We start from the raw sequence: 19541 nt of genomic DNA, 5'->3' as shown, positions 1-19541 counted from the left end.
AACGCCGATGGCCAGCGATGGTCATCGGCGTTTTTGTGTACACGGTTCGGCTGTTCAGAAGCATTGTGGCGAGGGGATTTATCCCCGATCGGCTGCACAGCAGTCGTAAAACCAGTCCACACGGTTCATCTGTCATCCGATATTTGGGGCCGCTTCGCAGCCCATCGGGGATAAATCCCCTCGCCACAAAAGCAAAAGCCAGAAGCAAAAGATCGCAGCCTTCGGCAGATCCTACAGTGACCATATTCCCCTGTAGGAGCTGCCGAAGGCTGCGATCTTTTGATCTTGATGCGGGTAGCTCAGGCCACCTGAGCCTTCAACGCCCGCCTCAACGCTACGAGCAATTTCACAATGTCCTGCGGATCCAGTCGCTGCGGCACTTTTACGTCCATGTTGTCTTCCTTGTAATGGTTTGGCCGGGAGAGTCTGGCCAAAAGCTGTTTGTCCTTGGAAGGCTTTCGTGAAAAAAAGATCCTTCCTACAGCGCAAGGGAAAATAGCCTTCTTATTCCTTCCCGGCAAACCCACAAGATAGTTTTTTGGGTGATATCAATATGCTTTAACGGTATTTAAATTCTTGTTTTTATACCTATAAAGTCACTGCCTGCCGGACAGTTACCCGCTGCCCATGGACTGCACGACCGTCGCTTACCGAGCGGCGTACAGGACGTTTCATGACTTTCGATTACGCTTTTATCCTCAGCACCCTGCCGGCGTTTCTAAAAGCCGTCGGCGTGACGCTGCAGGTTGGTTTTATCGCCATCGGCACGTCGTTGCTGGTGGCGCTGCTCAACGCGACGATTCTGGTGTTCCGCACGCCTTACCTGCAAAAACTGGTTGGCTTGTACGTGGAACTGGCGCGCAACACGCCGCTGCTGATCCAGTTGTTCTTCGTCTATTTTGCCTTGCCGGCAGTGGGGATTCAGGTTTCTGGCTTCACCGCTGCGATCATCACCATGACTTTCCTCGGCGGCGCTTACCTCACCGAAGTGCTGCGTGCCGGCGTCGATGCAGTGCCCCAGGCGCAACTTGAATCGGGCCGTTCCATTGGCCTCTCTCACGGCCAATTACTGCGCTACGTGATCCTGCCGCAAGCGGGGATCCTCAGCCTGCCGTCGCTGTTCGCCAATTTCATTTTTCTGCTCAAGGAAACCACGGTGGTCTCGGCGGTGGCAGTGCCGGAAATTCTCTACACCACCAAGAGTTACATCGCGCTGTATTACAAAACCTACGAAATGCTCGCCGTGCTGACGCTGATCTGCGTGCTGCTGTTCTTGCCGCTGTCACTGTTGCTCAGCCGTCTGGAAAGGAGGCTTCAGCATGGCCAGTTCGGGTCTTGAACTGCTCTGGGTGTCGTTGCCGCAACTGGCCAAAGGCGCCGGGCAAACCTTGTCGATCTCGTTTCTGAGCATCGCCATCAGCACCGTCGGCGGTGTGCTCTACGGCGTGCTGCGCACGCTCAACGTGACGTGGCTGAACGCGATCCTGCGGGTCTATCTGGAACTGTTCCGGGCGATCCCGGTGCTGGTCTGGCTGTACTTGCTGTTCTTCGGTCTGCCGATTTTCTTTGGCCTGAGCCTGCCGAGTTTCTGGTGCGCGGTGCTGGTGCTGTCGTTGTGGGGCGCCAGCGAAGTCGGCGAAGTCGCACGCGGTGCGTTGCATTCGTTGCCGCGCGGGCAGCGTGAAGCGGGGCTGTCGATTGGCCTCAACGCGCCGCAACTGTTCGGCTACGTGCTGCTGCCGCAAGCGCTGAAACGCATGACGCCGCCGACCATCAACGTCTACACACGAATCATCAAGACCAGTTCACTGGCAGTGCTGATCGGCGTGGTCGATGTGATCAAGGTCGGCCAGCAGATCATCGAGCGAACTTACGAATCAGTGCTGATTTACGGCGCGCTGTTCCTGTTTTTCTTTTTCATCTGCTACCCGCTCTCGGCCGCCTCACGCGTGCTGGAGCGGCGCTGGACGCAAGCATGAGCGCATTGATCGAGTTCCGCGGTTTCAACAAATTCTACGGCGAGCAGCAGGTGCTCAACGGCATCGACCTGCAAGTGAAGTCAGGCGAAGTGATCGTCATCCTCGGCCCCAGCGGTTGCGGTAAAAGCACATTACTGCGCTGCCTCAATGGTCTTGAGGTCGCTCACAGCGGCAGCCTGAAGTTTGCCGGTCGCGAGTTACTGGACACGTCCACCGACTGGCGCGAAGTCCGTCAGCAGATCGGCATGGTCTTCCAGAGTTATCACCTGTTCCCGCACATGAGCGTGCTCGACAATTTGTTGCTCGGTCCGCTGAAAGTACAGAAGCGCCAACGCCGTGAAGCGCAGCAGCAAGCCGAAGCCTTGCTCGAACGCGTAGGTCTGGCGGACAAGCGTGATGCCTTCCCTCGACAGCTCTCCGGTGGCCAGCAGCAACGCATCGCCATCGTCCGTTCGTTGTGCATGAACCCACGGGTGATGCTCTTCGACGAAGTCACTGCCGCCCTCGACCCGGAAATGGTCAAGGAAGTGCTGCAAGTGATTCAGGGCCTGGCCCGTGAAGGCATGACCCTGCTGATCGTCACCCATGAAATGGCTTTCGCCCGCGCGGTAGCCGACCGCATCGTGTTCATGGATGCCGGGCGCATCCTGGAACAGACCCCGCCCGAGATTTTCTTTACGAACCCGCAAACCGCACGCGCGCAGCAGTTCCTGGAGAAGTTCTCCTTCGTTGCAACACTGCCCGAAACGAAACTCACAAAGGAACTGCAACTGTCATGAAAACTGCCGCTTTTTTATTCCCTCTGCTCAGCCTTGCGCTGCTCGCCGGTTGCAGCAAAACCGAAGAAACGCCAAAGCCGAAAGTCGCCAGCGAAAGCACCGCGCCTGCCGGTTATCTGGACAAAATCAAGGCTCGCGACAAACTGATTGTCGGTGTCTTCACTGACAAGCCGCCATTCGGTTTCGTCGATGAGGCGGGGCGCTACGTCGGTTTTGATACCGACATCGGCCGTCAATTCGCCAAGGATCTGTTGGGCGACGAGAACAAGGTCGAGTTCGTCGCGGTGGAACCGGCCAGCCGCATTCCGTTCCTGCAAAGCGACAAGGTCGACCTGATCCTCGCCAACATGACCGTGACCCCAGAGCGCAAGGAAGCGGTGGAGTTCACCAACCCGAATCTGAAAGTCGCGGTGCAGGCATTAGTGCCGCAGAACAGCGCGGTAAAAAATCTTGATGACTTGGCGACCCGCACCACCATCGTCACCACCGGCACCACGGCCGACATCTGGCTGACCAAGAATCACCCGGACTGGAAGCTGCTCAAGTTCGAGAAAAACTCCGAGTCGCTGCAAGCCCTGGCCAACGGACGTGGCGATGCGTATGCGCAGGACAATCTGGTGCTGTTCAGCTGGGCCAAGCAGAACCCGGGTTATCGCGTGCTGGACGAAAAACTCGGGGCCGAAGCGCCGATTGCGCCGGCGGTGAAGAAGGGCAACGTCGAACTGCGCGACTGGGTGAATACCGAGTTGGCCAAACTGGGTGAAGAGAAGTATCTGCTCAAGCTGTACGACCAATATGTGCGTAAGGAGCTGAGCGATGACACCAAGCCTGAGAGCGTGATTGTTGAGGGTGGCAAGTGGCAGGGGTGATCCCTTGATTCAGAGGTGACTCTGAAATTGCCTTCGCGAGCAGGCTCGCTCCCACAGTTGTACGCGATCTAATGTGGGAGCGAGCCTGCTCGCGAATTCTTGAAGCACCGCTCAATCCGGCCAATGCCACGCCGGCTCATCCAGCACCCGCTGTCCGACAATCCCGGTTTGCCCAAGCGTCTTCTCCAGCACGATGCAATTGCACTCGGGGTCTTCCTGCAACGCCGAAATCAACCGCCGTGCATGGGACACCACCCACACCTGGCATTCTTCCGAGGCGCGAATGATCAAGCGTGCCAAGGCCGGCAACAGATCCGGATGCAGACTGGTTTCCGGTTCGTTTAGCACCATCAGTGACGGTGGCCGGGGTGTCAGCAATGCTGCGACCAGCAGTAGATAACGCAACGTTCCATCCGAAAGCTCGGCTGCCGATAACGGCCGCAACAACCCTTCCTGGTAAAACTCGATGGCAAAGCGGCCACCGGTCTGAGCTTCGATATGCAGCCGCGCACCCGGAAATGCATCGGTAATCGCCGCGCGCATCGCGTCGCCGTCACCGATTTCGATGATGGTCTGCAACGCCGCCGCCAGATCCCGTCCATCGTGATGCAGCACCGGCGTGCGCGTCCCCAATTGTGGCTGGCGCACCGGCGCGTCGGCGTCGCTGCGAAAGTGATCATAGAAGCGCCAGCGGCGGATGAACTCACGCATCTGGAACACTTCCGGTGAGCTGCGCAGGCTGCCGACCTGATCGAACAGGCTGTCGAAATTCGGCGTGTGCTGTGCCAGCACATCCCATTTTCGCTCGTTGCGGGCGCGGATCATTGGACCGTCGCGATCGACCAGCAGGCTGGCGGGACGGTAGTGCGGCCCTGCCCAGATGCATTCGCGCTTGATCTGCGGGTCGAGGCTGAAGCGCGAAGGGATTGGCCGTGAATGCTCAGGCAGCATGAAATGTCCGTTGGAATCGGGCAGGCCGAGGCTGATCGAGTAGCTGAAATCCTCCCCGGCAAACCCCAGGCGCAAACGCTTCACGCCTTGACGCACGCTCGGCTCGATCGCCACTTCGCCGGTGCGCATGCGCCGGCTGATGGTTTCCGGGCCGGCCCAGAACGTCGAGTCCAGCCCGCCCTCACGGGCCAGCGCATTGACCACGCCGCCCTGCGCGGTCTCGGCCAACAGGCGCAAGGCGCGGTAGAGGTTGGACTTGCCACTGCCGTTGGGGCCGGTGATCAGATTCAGCCGGCCCAGCGGGATCACCAATTTATTGATCGAGCGGTAATTGGCCACCGCGAGGGTCTTGAGCATGAAATTCCTTCTCTTGAGGCGACCATTGTAGGAGCTGCCGCAGGCTGCGATCTTTTGATCTTGAGCTTTAAAAGCAAAGATCGCAGCCTGCGGCAGCTCCTACAGGGGAAATGTGCTGATTCGCGTGAGCGAACGTTGAACCCTGTTCTAAGCTCACAGTCGTATCGTCACTTGCACGTTCGTACACAGGAAGGAGTCTGCATGGCGAGTCCCGGATTGAAAACAGCGGTCATGCTGAGTCTGTTCACGTTACTGACCGCCTGCGGTGAGAAAAAAGCGCCGCAGGAATACCTGCCACGCGTCTTCGTGCAAGAAGTGAAACCGGCGAATTACGCCGCTTCCGTGACTCTCACCGGTGACGTGCAGGCGCGCGTGCAGACCGAATTGTCGTTCCGCGTCGGTGGCAAGATCATCCAGCGCATGGTCGATGTCGGTGATCGCGTCAGCGCCAAACAAGTGCTGGCCAAACTCGATCCCAAGGACTTGCAGACCAATGTCGATTCCGCCCAGGCCCAGGTCGTTGCCGAGCAGGCGCGGGTGAAACAGACGGCGGCGGCGTTCGTGCGTCAGCAAAAACTGTTGCCCAAAGGCTACACCAGCCAGAGCGAATACGATTCCGCACAGGCTGCATTGCGCAGCAGCCAAAGCGCCTTGAGCGCGGCGCAGGCGCAACTGGCCAATGCCAAGGATCAACTCAGCTACACCTCGTTGATTGCCGATGCACCGGGAGTGATCACCGAGCGTCAGGCCGAAGTCGGCCAAGTGGTGCAGGCCACGGCGCCGATTTTCAGCCTGGCCCGCGACGGCGACCGCGATGCGGTATTCAACGTCTACGAATCGCTGCTGGCTGAACGTCCTTCGGATAACAAGATCACCGTCAGCCTGCTCGACAATCCCGAAATCAAAACCACTGGCACTGTGCGCGAAATCACCCCGGCAGTGTCGGCGCAGTCCGGCACCGTGCAAGTCAAAGTCACCCTCGACAAACTGCCGCCGGGCATGCAGCTCGGCTCGGTGGTCAGCGCCACCGCCAAAGGTAGCGGCAAATCGGCGGTCGAGCTGCCATGGTCGGCGCTGACCAAAAACATCAGCGATCCCGCCGTGTGGATGGTCGACGAGCAAGGGCTGGCGCAGTTGCACACGGTCACGGTCGGCCGTTACCTGACCGGCAAAGTGATCATCAGCGAAGGTCTCAAGGGCGGCGAGAAAGTCATCGTCGCCGGCGGCCAGTTGTTGCACCCGGGGATGAAAGTCGAGATCGCCGAAAACACCTATAAAGATCTGCAACCGGGAGCACAGCCATGAAGTCGCTATGGCTGTTAGCCGTTGCCGTGTTGTTGGCCGCGTGCTCGAAGAAAGAACCGCCGCCCGAGCCCGTGCGCCCGGTGCTGTCGGTCAAGGTACAGGCGCTGAACGAGGAAACCCTCGGGCGTTTCGCCGGCAGTATTCAGGCACGTTACGAGAGCAACACCGGTTTCCGTGTCGGCGGGCGTATTGCCAGCCGCAACGTCGATGTCGGCGCCGAAGTGGAGAAAGGCACGCTGCTCGCCACCCTCGACCCGTCCGATCAGCAGAACCAGTTGCGCTCGGCCCAAGGCGATCTGGCCAAGGTTCAGGCGCAACTGATCAATGCGCAGGCCAACGCCCGGCGTCAGCAAGCCCTGTTTGATCGCGGGGTCGGCGCCCAGGCGCAACTGGACATTGCTACCACGGATCTGAAAACCACCCAGGCCTCGCTGGAGCAGGCGCAGGCGGCGGTCAACCAGAGCAAGGATCAACTCGGCTACACCGAACTGCGTGCGGACCACAAAGCCGTGGTCACCGCGTGGAATGCCGAAGCCGGGCAAGTGGTCACCGCCGGCCAGCAAGTGGTGACGTTGGCGCAACCGGACATCAAGGAAGCGGTGATCGATCTGCCGGACACCTTGGTCGATCAGATCCCCAGTGACGTGGTGTTCCTCGTCGCCGCGCAACTCGATCCGAGCATCAACACCACGGCAGTCATCCGCGAAATCGAACCACAGGCACAAAGCGCAACGCGCACTCGTCGTGCGCGGTTGACCCTCGCCGAAACACCCCCCGGTTTTCGCCTCGGCACCGCGATCAGTGTGACCCTGAGTTCAGCGATCAAACCGCGTATCGAATTGCCCGCAACCGCGCTGCAAGAAGTCGATGGCAAAACGCGGATCTGGGTGATCGACACTCAGAACAAAACCGTCAGCCCCCGCGACGTCAGTCTCGTCAGCCGCACCGACAGCACGGTGGTGCTGGCCGGCGGCGTGAAAAACGGCGAGCGCGTGGTCAGCGCCGGCGTCAACAGCCTCAAACCCGGACAATCCGTGAAACTTGACGAGGACAGTCAATGAAAGGGTCTTTCAACCTCTCCGAATGGGCCCTCAAGCATCAGTCGTTCGTCTGGTATCTGATGTTCGTTGCTCTGCTGATGGGGGTGTTTTCGTACTTCAATCTGGGGCGCGAAGAAGACCCGTCGTTCACCATCAAGACCATGGTGATCCAGACCAAATGGCCGGGCGCGACCCAGGAGGAAACCCTCAAGCAGGTCACCGACCGTATCGAGAAAAAACTCGAAGAGCTCGACTCCCTCGACTACGTGAAAAGCTACACGCGGCCCGGCGAGTCGACGGTGTACGTATACCTGCGCGATACCACCAGCGCCAAGGACATTCCGGAAATCTGGTATCAGGTGCGCAAGAAAATCGACGACATTCGCGGCCAGTTTCCCAAGGGTATTCAAGGGCCGGGTTTCAACGATGAGTTTGGTGACGTCTACGGCTCGGTGTACGCGTTTACCGCCGATGGCCTGACCATGCGCCAGTTGCGCGACTACGTGGAGCAGGCGCGGGCCGAGATCCGCAATGTGCCGGGGTTGGGCAAGATCGAGATGGTCGGCCAGCAGGACGAAGTGATTTACCTGAACTTCTCCACACGCAAACTCGCGGCGCTGGGCATCGATCAGCGGCAAGTGGTGCAGAGCCTGCAATCGCAAAATGCGGTGACCCCAGCCGGGGTGATCGAGGCCGGGCCGGAGCGGATTTCCGTGCGCACCTCCGGGCAGTTCGCCTCGGAGAAGGATCTGGCCGAGGTCAATCTCAAGCTCAATGACCGTTTCTATCGTCTGGCCGACATCGCCGACATCAGCCGTGGTTACGTCGACCCGGCCACACCGGAATTTCGTTTCGACGGCAAACCGGCCATCGGTCTGGCGATTGCCATGCAGAAGGGCGGCAACGTTCAGGAGTTCGGTAAAGCCCTGCACGCGCGCATCGATCAACTCACCGCTGACTTGCCGGTCGGCGTTGGTGTGCACACGGTTTCCGATCAGGCCGTGGTGGTTGAAGAGGCCGTCGGCGGCTTCACCAGCGCCTTGTTCGAAGCGGTAATCATCGTCCTGGTGGTGAGCTTCATCAGCCTCGGCGTGCGCGCCGGGCTGGTGGTGGCGTGCTCGATTCCGCTGGTGCTGGCGATGGTCTTTGTGTTCATGGAATACAGCGGCATCACCATGCAGCGGATTTCCCTCGGCGCATTGATCATCGCCCTCGGCTTGTTGGTGGACGACGCGATGATCACTGTGGAGATGATGGTCACGCGCCTGGAAATGGGCGAGACCCGAGAGCAGGCGGCGACATTCGCCTACACTTCGACGGCATTCCCGATGCTCACCGGTACGCTGGTGACCGTGGCCGGTTTCGTGCCCATCGGCCTCAACGCCAGTTCTGCCGGTGAATACACCTTCACCCTGTTCGCGGTGATCGCCGTGGCCATGCTCGTGTCGTGGGTGGTGGCGGTGTTCTTTGCGCCAGTGATCGGCGTGCACATCCTCAGTGCCAACGTGAAACCCCATGCCGCCGAGCCCGGTCGTATCGGTCGTGCGTTCAACCATGGCTTGTTGTGGTCGATGCGCAACCGCTGGTGGGCAATCGGCATCACGGTTGTGTGCTTTGTACTGGCGGTGTTTTGCATGCGTTTTGTGCAGAACCAGTTCTTCCCGTCCTCCGATCGCCCGGAAATTCTGGTCGACCTGAACCTGCCGCAAAACGCCTCGATCGACGAGACCCGCAAGGCCGTCGACAAGCTCGAAGCGACGCTCAAGGGCGACGACGACATCGTGCGCTGGAGCACTTACATCGGCCAGGGCGCGATCCGTTTCTACCTGCCGCTCGATCAGCAACTGCAAAACCCGTACTACGCGCAACTGGTCATCGTCAGCAAAAACTTCGAGGCCCGCGAAGCCCTGAGTCAGCGTCTGCGTGAGCGTTTGCACAAGGATTTCGTTGGCATCGGCAGTTACGTGCAGGCGCTGGAAATGGGCCCGCCGGTGGGGCGGCCAATCCAGTACCGGGTCAGCGGCAAGGACATCGATCAGGTGCGCAAGCACGCCATCGACCTCGCCACCGAACTGGACAAGAACCCGCACATCGGCGAGATCATTTACGACTGGAACGAGCCGGGCAAAGTCCTGCGCATCGACATCGCTCAGGACAAGGCGCGCCAGCTCGGGCTGTCGTCCGAAGACGTGGCGAACCTGATGAACAGCATCGTCAGCGGCTCACCGTTGACCCAGGTCGATGACGATATTTACCTGATCAACGTGGTCGGGCGCGCCGTGGATTCCGAACGAGGAACTCCGGAAACTCTGCAGAACCTGCAAATCGTCACACCGAGCGGTACGTCGATTCCGCTGCTGGCGTTCGCCACCGTGCGTTATGAACTGGAGCAGCCGCTGGTGTGGCGCCGCGACCGCTTGCCGACCATCACCATCAAGGCCTCGGTGCGCGACGAAATCCAGCCGACCGATCTGGTGAAACTGCTCAAGCCGTCCATAGATGCCTTCGCCGAAAAACTCCCGGTCGGCTACAAAGTCGCCACCGGCGGTACGGTGGAGGAGAGCGGCAAGGCCCAGGGGCCGATTGCGAAAGTGCTGCCGCTGATGCTGTTCCTGATGGCGACGTTCCTGATGATCCAGTTGCACAGCGTGCAGAAGATGTTCCTGGTGGCGAGTGTCGCCCCGTTAGGGCTGATCGGCGTGGTACTGGCGCTGGTGCCGACCGGTACGCCGATGGGCTTCGTAGCGATTCTGGGGATTCTGGCGCTGATCGGCATCATCATCCGCAACTCGGTGATTCTGGTGACGCAGATCGATGAGTTCGAGAAAAAGGGCTACGCGCCGTGGGATGCGGTGGTGGAAGCCACCGAGCATCGACGTCGACCGATTCTGCTGACGGCAGCGGCGGCCAGCATGGGCATGATCCCGATCGCCCGGGAAGTGTTCTGGGGTCCGATGGCCTACGCGATGATCGGTGGGATCGTGATCGCGACGTTGCTGACGCTGCTGTTTCTGCCGGCGCTGTATGTGGCCTGGTACAAGATTCGTGAACCCAAGAAGGATGCTGCCTGATACAAAAGCAAAAGATCGCAGCCTGCGGCAGCGCCTGCATGGGAACGCATTCCCCTGTAGGAGCTGCCGCAGGCTGCGATCAGTTGATCTTTAAGCAGCCCGTCGCCAGACACTCGCCAGCCAAGGCTGCTGCTCCCGCGGCAAACCCGCCGGGCGGAAGTAATGTTCCAGCTCGATAAACCCTGCCGCCGTCAGCAGCCCGCGCCACGCCTCCAGGTCGTGATACGAACCATAACGTGGCCCATTCCAGCCCTCACGGTTATCCCCGCGTGGATTGGAACTGAACAACACCCCACCCGGTTTCAACGTCCCGCGCAGTTGTTGTAACACCCGTGGCAACTCCTGCAACGGCACATGAAACAGCACCGCATTGGCGAAGATGCCGTCGAAGTGTTCGGCCGGCAGATCAAGCTTTAGAAAGTCCTGGCACCACACCTCGCAGCCACTGTCTTCGCGGGCCATTTGCGCAAACTTTTCTGAACCGTCGAGGCCGACCGCGACGTGGCCCATGCGCGTAAATGTCTGCAAGTCCCGCCCCGGCCCGCAGCCGAAATCAAGAATCGTCAACGGCGCTGTGCCCTGAATGTGCCGCACAAGCGCGTCGATGTTCTGACTGACATCGTGATCGCGGGTGCCCTCACGGAAATCTTCGGCCACCGAGTTGTAGTGGCCGAGGGTCGTGGCGGTGATCTGTTCGAGGTCGCTGGGTGTCTGCTTCATGACGGTGGCTGCGTGGCAAAAAGGAGGTGGGGCTGACTATAAGCGCTTTTGCGCCGAAGAGGATCGCAGCCTGCGACAGCTCTTGCAGGGACAGCATAAAAATCCAGCGTTTGTGCAATACATATGTACCGCACCTGGCGGTTCGCAATCGGATGCAATGACGCCTGCGCGATAGACGACTATCGCGATGTCTGCCCTGTTTTTTTCTTCGGGGGGATTCACTCAAAAAAAGGATTTTCATGAGAACTGTCAGCAAACCCGGTTCCACTTCGCCGTCCAACCGCAATACGCTGGATGCCACACCCACCCGTAAAAGATCCGGCCATACGCCGTCTGACGACGGGACGCCGTTGAAGGTTTTTCGTCCTGACGAAGTTTCAGAGGGTGGGGCGCCCGCTCAGCCTGTTGAACCGTCATCCCCGGCAATCACGACGACCGCGTTGCAATCGGCTCAGATCTTGCCCATGCAGCCAGTGACCGGATCACTGGCGCGCTACAGCTTGAGAGCGCCGGCCAAACTGCCCGCAGCCAATGCTCTGGGCCTGAGGGTGTTCAAGAACCGAAACTATGTCGATATCGCGCCCGGCGAGATCGTTCTGGTTCGGGAAACCGGCATGGCCGGTGAATATCGGGCGGCGCTGGTATCTGAATTGGCGGCTTTGGGGCCGGTGCTGTTTTACCACCCGCGAAGCAAGACCTGGGCGCTCGAACGGCCGCAGCCTCTGCCCGAGCCCGGCAAAGTCATTGATATCGACATTGATCAGCTCATTCGCAAGGTCAGAAAAGAGCATGTCCAGAAGCACCAGGTGCATACCGGTAACGATGATTCGTTTGAGTACTCGGCGGCACAGGAGGGCACGCTGGTCGCGCGCGGGTTGAAGCAGTTTCCGCCGGAACAGGCGGCGATCATTCGCTCGGAGCTGCAAGCGGTCGAAAACATTTTCGCTGATACGGGACATGCCATTGGCCAGAAGTACAAAGACGCCGACGCGGTTTACCAAAGCTTCTTTGGCGCTGATCACCACGCTGTTACGCAGCGATTCGCCGATTCAGTCGCGCGAGGCCAGGCCCTGTCCAGAGAGTATCAAGGGAACTGGGGAGGCGAGAAATTCCTCGGGATTGATGCAGACAGCAACAGCGCGGCCTGGATGTACAAAAAAGATTTTCACGGCCGCTTCTTCATCAATCGCAAGTACATGCAGCGCGGGGTTTTGAGCGTTTCACTGGGCCATGAAATGTTGCACACCAACAGAATTGACCGGTTCCAGACCATCGGGCCGAACGCGGCGGATTATTTCTATCTGGACAGTCGACTGGGCCGCTTGCTGGATTGGGATTCGCTGGCCGTTTACGACGTACCGGAGCGCGGTGTATCCGAAGCGATCATGCGCGGTGGTTTGACGGTCGAGTATTTGAACGCCTTTACCAATGACCACGATAACTTCCTCTTCGGTGTCAGCGATTACCTCGGAGTTGGCGATGATCTGGCGCTTCAGGCGGCGGTTGATCTGTTCAATGCAAACCCGTCACTGCGAGCGCACTTGGCTGTCAACAACGCTGACAGCCTCGTGTACGCGGCAAAAAGCATGCAGACGCTGCATCGAAGCAAAATTGAATATGCATGGCTCGACAGCCTGATTGAAGATTGAGGCGCACGCCCCGAGCAAAAAAAATTGTAGCCTGCGGTATTTCCCATAGGAGCTGCCGCAGGCCGCGATCTTTTGCTCTGGCCTCAGCGTTTATTCAAGCCGCGGGCGAGGCGATCGCCCCCCAACTGAATCACCGCCACCAACGCCACCAGTAGCACAATCACCGTGAGCATGATCTGGCTGTCAAAACGCTGATAGCCGTATCGATAGGCAATGTCCCCCAAGCCACCGGCGCCAATCGCCCCGGCCATGGCCGAGGAGTTGATCATCGTCACCAGCGTAATGGTGAAACCGCCGACAATCCCAGGCAGCGCCTCGGGCAGCAGCACATGCCAGACAATGTGCCAGCGCCGGCAACCCATGGCCTGCGCCGCTTCGATCAAGCCATGATCAACCTCACGCAGACTCACCTCGGCGATCCGCGCAAAGAACGGTGTCGCCGCGATGGTCAGTGGCACCACCGCCGCCCACACGCCGTAGGTGGTGCCGACAATCAACCGGGTGAACGGAATCAGCGCGACCATCAGGATCAGAAACGGGATCGAGCGAAACAGGTTCACGAATGCGCCCAAGGCACGGTTCAACACCGGCGCTTGGTAGATCCCGCCCTTGTCACTGGTGACCAGAATCACCGCCATGGGAATCCCCACCAGCAATGCGATCAGCGATGACACGCCGACCATCAGAAACGTGTCGATAAAACCCTGCAGCAAGCGATCAAACCACATAACCCAAGACCTCCACCCGTTGTGCCCATTGCCCGGCACGTTCGCGCAATTGTTCGGCGCTCGCTGCCGAACCGCTGACTGCCAGCAACAGTTGCCCCAGCGCATGGCCCTGGATCCGTTCTACGCCGCCCTGAAGCAATTTCACCCGGCCACCGAGGGCGGCAAACAGCGCCGCCAGATCCGGCTCATCACTGGCACTGCCGGTGAACTGCAAACGCAGCACTACTGCGGCTTCGGAGGAGGGCGGTTGCGCATGCAAGCGGCTCTGCAATTCTTCCGGCAAGGCGTGTTGCAGCGGCGCGAGCAAGGTCTGGCTGACTTCGTGCTGCGGATTGCCGAACACTTCCCAGACCGGGCCTTGCTCGACGATACGGCCGTGCTCCAGCACCACCACGCGGTCACAGATTTCGCGGATCACCGCCATCTCATGGGTAATCAAAACGATGGTCAGACCCAGGCGCTGATTAATCTCGCGCAGCAGGCCGAGAATCGACTGGGTGGTTTCCGGATCCAGCGCCGAGGTGGCTTCGTCGCACAACAAAATATCCGGGTCATGCACCAGCGCGCGGGCAATGCCGACACGCTGTTTCTGCCCGCCGGAAAGTTGTGCCGGATAGGCCTTATGCTTGGCTTGCAGGCCGACCAGTTCTAGCAGTTCGCGGACCTTTTTCTCGCGTTGATCCTTCGGTACACCCGCGACTTTCAGCGGCAGTTCGACGTTTTGCCAAACGGTCTTGGCCGACATCAGATTGAAGTGCTGAAAGATCATGCCGATCCGGCGGCGCAGGGCGACCAGGCGGTCTTCATCAAATTCGCCGATGTCGACCTGATCGATCAGCACACGCCCGGAAGTCGGTTGCTCCAGACGATTGATCGTGCGGATCAGCGACGATTTGCCGGCGCCACTGCGGCCAATGATGCCGAACACTTCCCCGCGCTGGATCGCCAATTCGATGCCTTGCAGCGCGGCGACCGGGCCTTGCCTGCCGTCGTAGGTTTTACCTAGGCCGATGAAGCGCACGTGGGCGCGGTTCAACTCAGGATGAAGTTCGGTTTTTTCAGCACGTTGTGGCTCCGGAATTTCCAGTCGCCGTTGGATCGCGGCCGTCATGCTCAGCTTTCCCAACCGGCCTGATACAGCTTGCCATGGGCCTTGTCCAGCGCAGCGCGAACGACTGGCGAATGCTGGTAAATGTCGACGAACTTGATCAGGCGCGGGTCGGTTTTGCTCTTCGGCTGGATCACGAACTGGATCACGTATTCCTTGTGATCGAGGCCGTCAAACAGCAGTGCGGAACCGGCATCGAAAGTCTTCGCCAGACGAATGTAGGCCGGGTAGCCCTGGACCAGATCGGCGTCGTCGTAGGCGCGCACCAGTTGCACGGCTTCGACCTGGAGGATTTTGATTTTCTTCGGATTGGCGACGATGTCGTCTTCGGTGGCCTTGTAACCAACGCCCGGTTTCAGTGTGATCAAACCGGCCTTGGCCAATAGTTGCAGACCACGGCCGCTGTTGATCGGGTCGTTGGCGATGGCGACGCTGGCGCCTTCTGGAAGCTCATCGAAGCTTTTGTATTTCTTCGAGTAGAGGCCGACGTTGTTGATGATTCCCGGGGCGAAAGGCACCAGATCAAAACCGGATGCAGCCTTGGCGTTTTCGAGGAACGGGATGTGCTGGAAGTAGTTCACGTCGATGTCACCGGCGGCGAGGCTGACGTTCGGCGCGATCCAGTCGGTGAACTCGACCAGTTCGACTTTCAGGCCCTGTTTGGAGGCTTCTTCGACCGCCGCTTCCAGCGGGATGGCGAACGCGGCGGTGGTGCCGATTTTCAGCGGCGCGTCGGCGGCGAAGACTGCCGAGCTGAACAGGCCGAAGGCCAGGGCCAGTGCTTTGACTGGGTGGGAGAGGAATTTCTGGGTCATGATGGTTTTCCAGTCAGTGCATAAATTGGGTGGTGCCCGTCGGGCCTCATCGCGAGCAGGCTCACTCCTACAGGGGAACGCATTCCAAATGTAGGAGTGAGCCTGCTTGCGATGCTTTTAGCGGCGGAACGAAGATCCAGTGTGTTGCTCGGGTAACTGCGCCTCACCGTGAAACAGTTTTTCCCGCAAGCTGCCGTGGTCGTACGCGGTCTTGTACGACCCACGCCGCTGCAACTCCGGGATCACCTGTTCAATGAAATCCACATAGCTTTCCGGGGTGACGATGCGGGTCAGGTTGAAGCCGTCGAGGCCGGTCTCGGCGATCCACGACTCCAGTTCATCCGCGACTTGCTCAGGTGAACCGACCACGGTGATGTAGCGACCACCGAGGGCGTGCTGGTCGAGCAATTTGCGCCGGGTCCAGTCGTTGTTTTGCAGGTTTTTGGTGGCGGACTGGATGGCGTTGCTCTTCACGTACTGGATCGGTTCGTCGATTGCGTACTGGGAAAAATCGATCCCGGTGGACGCCGAGAAATGCGCCACGCCGGCCTCGGCACTCGCATAGCTCAGGTACTCGGCGTGCTTGGCCCACGCAGCTTCTTCGGTCTCGCCGACGATCACGTTGAGGCCCATGAACACTTTGATGTCCTCGGGATTGCGCCCGGCCTCGACAGCGCTGGCACGCACCTTGTCCACTTGCACCTTGGTCGACGGTTTGTTCTGACCGCTGATGAACACGCACTCGGCGTGACGCCCGGCGAACAGCAAGCCGCGATCGGAACTGCCGGCCTGAAACAGCACAGGCGTGCGTTGCGGTGACGGTTCGCAGAGGTGATAACCCTCAACCTGATAGAACTCGCCACGGTGCTCGACCTTGTGCACTTTCTCCGGTGTCGCATAGATGCGCTGCTCACGGTCATTGAGCACCGCGCCGTTTTCCCAGCTGCCTTCCCAGAGTTTGTAGAGAACTTCGAGGTATTCGTCGGCCTGGTCATAGCGGCGGTCATGCTCAACCTGCTCGCTGAGGCCCATCGCTTTGGCGGCGCTGTCGAGATAACCGGTGACGATGTTCCAGCCGACGCGACCACGGCTCAAATGATCGAGAGTCGACATGCGTCGGGCGAACAGATAGGGCGGCTCGTAAGTGAGGTTGGCGGTCAGGCCGAAACCGAGGTTTTTCGTCACCGCAGCCATGGCCGACACCAGCAGCAACGGATCGTTGACCGGCAACTGGATCGACTCTTTCAGCGTGACGTCCACCGAGTTCTGATAGACGTCGTACACGCCGACGATGTCGGCAATGAACAGTCCGTCGAACAGTCCGCGCTCCAGCAACTGCGCCAGTTCGGTCCAGTATTCAATAGTGTTGTAGCGAGTGGAGGTGTCGCGCGGATGCGTCCACAAGCCATGGTTGATGTGCCCGATGCAGTTCATGTTGAACGCGTTGAGCAGAATTTTTTTCTTCGCCATCAGATGGTCCCCCGCAGCGGCGGGTTTTCATCGTTGAGGTAGTAGTTGCCGACCGCGTGATACTTCCAGCGCACCGGGTCGTGCAGGGTATGCACGCGGGCGTTGCGCCAATGACGGTCGAGGCCGTGTTCGATCAGGGTGGCTTGGCTGCCGGCCAGTTCGAACAGCGTGCTACCGGCGGCCAGGGAAATTTCGGTGCTGATCGCGCGTGCTTCGGCGACGGCAATCGACGCGGCGGCGACGGTCTCGGCGGTCAGTTCGGCTTGAGCTTTATCGAGGAATTCGCCGGCGCGTTCGAGCAGTGCTTCGGTGGCATGCAGACGAATGCTCAAGTGACCGAAGCTCTTCAGCGTCAGCGGATCTTCGGTGGCTTTGTCGTTGCCCGAGTCGATCCATGGCCGGGTTTTGCTGCGCACGAAGTGCAGCGCATCTTCGTAAGCGGCGCGTGCGATGCCGGTGTCGATGGCGGCGTGAAGGATCTGCGCCAGTGGGCCAACGGTGGTCGGACGCTCGAAGGCGCTCTGGAACGCAATCACATCTTCGGCGGCAACGTAGACGTCTTCGAATACCACCGAACCACTGCCGGTCGTGCGCTGGCCGAAGCCGCTCCAGTCGTCGATCACGCTCAGGCCTTTGCTGTCGCGGGGCACAAAGGCCAGTTGCTGCACACCGTTTTCATCGACCACTGAAGTCGGAATGCGTTGGGCATAAATCGCACCGGTCGCATAAAACTTGCGGCCGTTGATGCGGTAGCCATCGCCGTCACGCTTGAGGCTGGTGACGCGGTCGTGGGCGGTTTTGGTGCCCAACTCTGCGAGGGCGTTGCCGAAGCGTTGGCCGGCCAGCACTTCTGCGTACAGGCGTTGTTTCTGTTCGTGGCTGCCGTTTACCCGCAGCACTTCGAGGGCATAGAAATGGTTCTGCGGAATCTGCCCGAGAGAGCCGTCAGCCTGGGCGATCAGGGCGATGACTTTGGCCAGGGTGACGTTGGATACGCCGGCGCCGCCGTACTCTTTGGGTACGCTGATGCCCCACAGGCCCGAGCGGGAAAACACGTCGAGTTCCGGCAGTGGCAGGCGACGTTCACGGTCGCGAATCGCGCTGTCGCGTTTGAAGTCTTCGGCTAGGTCGCTGGCGACGATCAGGGCTTGCTCATCGCTGGTAATGACCGCGACGGGATGGGAAAAAGTCATAGGTTTTCTCCAGATGTCTGGTCGTCAGATCCAGGAATGGCGAGCCGGCAAAGTGCCGTTGAGGCGATAGGCGCCGACCGCGTGGTACTTCCAGCGCACCGGGTCGTGCAGGGTGTGCACCCGGGCGTTGCGCCAGTGGCGGTCGAGGTTGAATTCGGCGAGGGTCGCGCGGCTGCCGGCCAGTTCGAAAAGTTTTTCGCTGGCCAGCAGCGAGATCTCGGTGGTCAGCACTTTGGCTTCGGCCACAGCAATCGAGGCGCGGGCGGCGGAGTCGGCGGTAAGCGGCGCGGCGTGCACCTGATCGAGCACTTGCCCGGCCTTGCGCAGCAGCGCTTCGGCGGCGTGCAGTTCGATTTTCAGCTTGCCGATGTCGGCGATCACGTAGAGGTCATCGCTGGCGCGTTCGACCTTGGCGTCGATCCATGGCCGCGCGCGGGTTTTGACGAATTCGATGGCGTCGTCGATGGCGCCACGGGCGATCCCGGCATCGATGGCGGCCTGAATCAATTGCGACACGGCGCCTTGGGTATTCGGCTTCTCGTTGATCTTCCAGTTATCGACGACAAGCCCCGCTTCGACACGCACGTTGTTCAGCAAAATCGTGCCGCTGGCGGTGGTGCGCTGACCGAAGCCCGACCAGTCGTCGACGATGCGCAATCCCGGGGTGCCGCGACGGACGAAGGCCAGTACCTGCTTGCCGTCATCGTTGAGTGCCTTGACCGCAACCCAGTGCGCGAACAGTGCGCCCGTGGAGTAAAACTTCTGGCCGTTGATCACGAAATCGTCGCCGTCGGCGGTGATTCGCGCTTTCAGTTCCAGGGTGTTTTTGGTGCCGCGTTCAGGGCCGGCATTGCCGATGCGCCAGCCTTCCAGAACACTCTGGAACAACTGCTTTTTCTGTTCTTCAGTGGCGCTGCCGAGCACCAGATTGATGATGCCGAACTGGTTCTGCGGGATCTGTCCCAGCGCCGGGTCGGCCGCGGAAATGATCGCGAACACCTCGGCCAGCGTAACGAAGGAAACCTGCGGGCCACCGTACTCGCGCGGGATGGCGATGCTGCCTAAACCGCTGCGGGTGAACTGTTCGATTTCCGACCACGGCAGCTGGCGCTGGCGGTCGCGTTTGGCGGCCTGCACGCGGGCGACTTGCGCCAGCTCCTGCGCGGCCTTGATGGCTTGGGCGTCGTTGCGCAAGATCTGTGCGGGCAACAACAACGGGGCGATGTCCAGATCAGACTGGATGGTTGCATCTGCCAGACTGGACATCAGTGCCGCTCCTTGGCTGCACGCAATGCCCTGGCGATCTGCACTGGGGTGATTGTGTTCCGGACCATACTGCCTACCTCACATCTCATGAAAAACGCCGCAAAAGTGCGGCGAAAGAAAGAATGTCCGGTGGTCCGGTTCATATACCCTAAACGTGTATAAATATTAAATAAACTAACTTTTAGGAATATGTATAGAAGGGGTGATGGTCTGGATGGTTAAGAATTCCAGGGGCGATAGA

General features: G+C 59.7%; 16 protein-coding genes. 8 read left to right on the top strand and 8 right to left on the bottom strand.

The genetic code is table 11. The features are described from left to right. Window positions 1-673: 673 nt before the first annotated feature. From JFT86_RS05325 to JFT86_RS05310, 4 genes are read left to right on the top strand one after another with little or no spacing between them, the layout of a single operon-like run. The gene (locus JFT86_RS05325) at window positions 674-1339 is read left to right on the top strand and encodes an amino acid ABC transporter permease (RefSeq protein WP_008083580.1); all 666 of its coding nucleotides are present in this window, start codon (window positions 674-676) and stop codon (window positions 1337-1339) included. Then, window positions 1320-1979 (top strand): amino acid ABC transporter permease, encoded by a 660-nt coding sequence (locus JFT86_RS05320; protein ID WP_103304103.1) that lies wholly within the window; start codon window positions 1320-1322, stop codon window positions 1977-1979. The genes JFT86_RS05325 and JFT86_RS05320 overlap by 20 nt, the downstream gene beginning before the upstream one ends. Further along, window positions 1976-2758, top strand: coding sequence for an amino acid ABC transporter ATP-binding protein (locus JFT86_RS05315; protein ID WP_201236008.1), 783 nt, complete (start codon window positions 1976-1978; stop codon window positions 2756-2758). The genes JFT86_RS05320 and JFT86_RS05315 overlap by 4 nt, the downstream gene beginning before the upstream one ends. Next, on the top strand, window positions 2755-3627 hold the full coding sequence (locus tag JFT86_RS05310) for a transporter substrate-binding domain-containing protein (RefSeq protein ID WP_201236007.1): 873 nt from the start codon (window positions 2755-2757) through the stop codon (window positions 3625-3627). Before JFT86_RS05315 ends, JFT86_RS05310 begins: the two co-directional genes overlap by 4 nt. A 111-nt stretch (window positions 3628-3738) precedes the next feature. Here JFT86_RS05310 and JFT86_RS05305 read toward each other — a convergent pair whose 3' ends face one another. Beyond that, window positions 3739-4935 (bottom strand): AAA family ATPase, encoded by a 1197-nt coding sequence (locus JFT86_RS05305; protein WP_201236006.1) that lies wholly within the window; start codon window positions 4933-4935, stop codon window positions 3739-3741. A 201-nt stretch (window positions 4936-5136) separates the two neighbouring features. Between JFT86_RS05305 and JFT86_RS05300 the strand changes: the two genes are divergently transcribed. The 3 genes from JFT86_RS05300 to JFT86_RS05290 are packed head-to-tail and all read left to right on the top strand — an operon-like array spanning window position 5137 to window position 10351. Further along, window positions 5137-6240, top strand: a complete 1104-nt coding sequence (locus JFT86_RS05300; RefSeq protein ID WP_201236005.1) for an efflux RND transporter periplasmic adaptor subunit — start codon at window positions 5137-5139, stop codon at window positions 6238-6240. Next, a complete protein-coding gene (locus tag JFT86_RS05295; RefSeq protein ID WP_201236004.1) occupies window positions 6237-7301 on the top strand; it encodes an efflux RND transporter periplasmic adaptor subunit in 1065 nt (354 codons plus the stop codon). Before JFT86_RS05300 ends, JFT86_RS05295 begins: the two co-directional genes overlap by 4 nt. Continuing rightward, the gene (locus JFT86_RS05290) at window positions 7298-10351 is read left to right on the top strand and encodes an efflux RND transporter permease subunit (protein WP_201236003.1); all 3054 of its coding nucleotides are present in this window, start codon (window positions 7298-7300) and stop codon (window positions 10349-10351) included. The genes JFT86_RS05295 and JFT86_RS05290 overlap by 4 nt, the downstream gene beginning before the upstream one ends. A 90-nt stretch (window positions 10352-10441) precedes the next feature. Here JFT86_RS05290 and JFT86_RS05285 read toward each other — a convergent pair whose 3' ends face one another. Further along, on the bottom strand, window positions 10442-11071 hold the full coding sequence (locus JFT86_RS05285; protein WP_201236002.1) for a class I SAM-dependent methyltransferase: 630 nt from the start codon (window positions 11069-11071) through the stop codon (window positions 10442-10444). A gap of 239 nt (window positions 11072-11310) precedes the next feature. Between JFT86_RS05285 and JFT86_RS05280 the strand changes: the two genes are divergently transcribed. Beyond that, a complete protein-coding gene (locus tag JFT86_RS05280; RefSeq protein WP_242489471.1) occupies window positions 11311-12720 on the top strand; it encodes a hypothetical protein in 1410 nt (469 codons plus the stop codon). Between the two features lie 83 nt (window positions 12721-12803). On the opposite strand, the gene JFT86_RS05275 is transcribed toward JFT86_RS05280, so the two are convergent. The 6 genes from JFT86_RS05275 to JFT86_RS05250 form a co-directional block, all read right to left on the bottom strand. Continuing rightward, window positions 12804-13448: a methionine ABC transporter permease gene (locus JFT86_RS05275; protein WP_064116958.1), complete on the bottom strand. Its 645-nt coding sequence runs from the start codon at window positions 13446-13448 to the stop codon at window positions 12804-12806. Further along, a complete protein-coding gene (locus JFT86_RS05270; protein WP_201236001.1) occupies window positions 13438-14559 on the bottom strand; it encodes an ATP-binding cassette domain-containing protein in 1122 nt (373 codons plus the stop codon). The genes JFT86_RS05275 and JFT86_RS05270 overlap by 11 nt, the downstream gene beginning before the upstream one ends. A gap of 2 nt (window positions 14560-14561) precedes the next feature. Continuing rightward, window positions 14562-15371 carry a MetQ/NlpA family ABC transporter substrate-binding protein gene (locus JFT86_RS05265; protein WP_201236000.1) on the bottom strand — a complete coding sequence of 270 codons (810 nt, stop codon included), beginning with the start codon at window positions 15369-15371 and terminating at the stop codon, window positions 14562-14564. Window positions 15372-15488: 117 nt separating this feature from the next. After that, complete coding sequence (locus tag JFT86_RS05260) at window positions 15489-16841, bottom strand: LLM class flavin-dependent oxidoreductase (protein WP_201235999.1); 1353 nt, start codon at window positions 16839-16841, stop codon at window positions 15489-15491. Further along, window positions 16841-18034: an SfnB family sulfur acquisition oxidoreductase gene (locus tag JFT86_RS05255; protein ID WP_201235998.1), complete on the bottom strand. Its 1194-nt coding sequence runs from the start codon at window positions 18032-18034 to the stop codon at window positions 16841-16843. Before JFT86_RS05255 ends, JFT86_RS05260 begins: the two co-directional genes overlap by 1 nt. Before the next feature lie 24 nt (window positions 18035-18058). Next, entirely contained in the window at window positions 18059-19300 is a 1242-nt protein-coding gene (locus JFT86_RS05250) for an SfnB family sulfur acquisition oxidoreductase (RefSeq protein WP_201235997.1), read from the bottom strand. Window positions 19301-19541 lie beyond the last annotated feature (241 nt).

This window comes from Pseudomonas sp. TH06 (assembly GCF_016651305.1).
Taxonomy (GTDB): domain Bacteria; phylum Pseudomonadota; class Gammaproteobacteria; order Pseudomonadales; family Pseudomonadaceae; genus Aquipseudomonas.
This window is presented reverse-complemented; position numbering and strand designations above follow the sequence as displayed.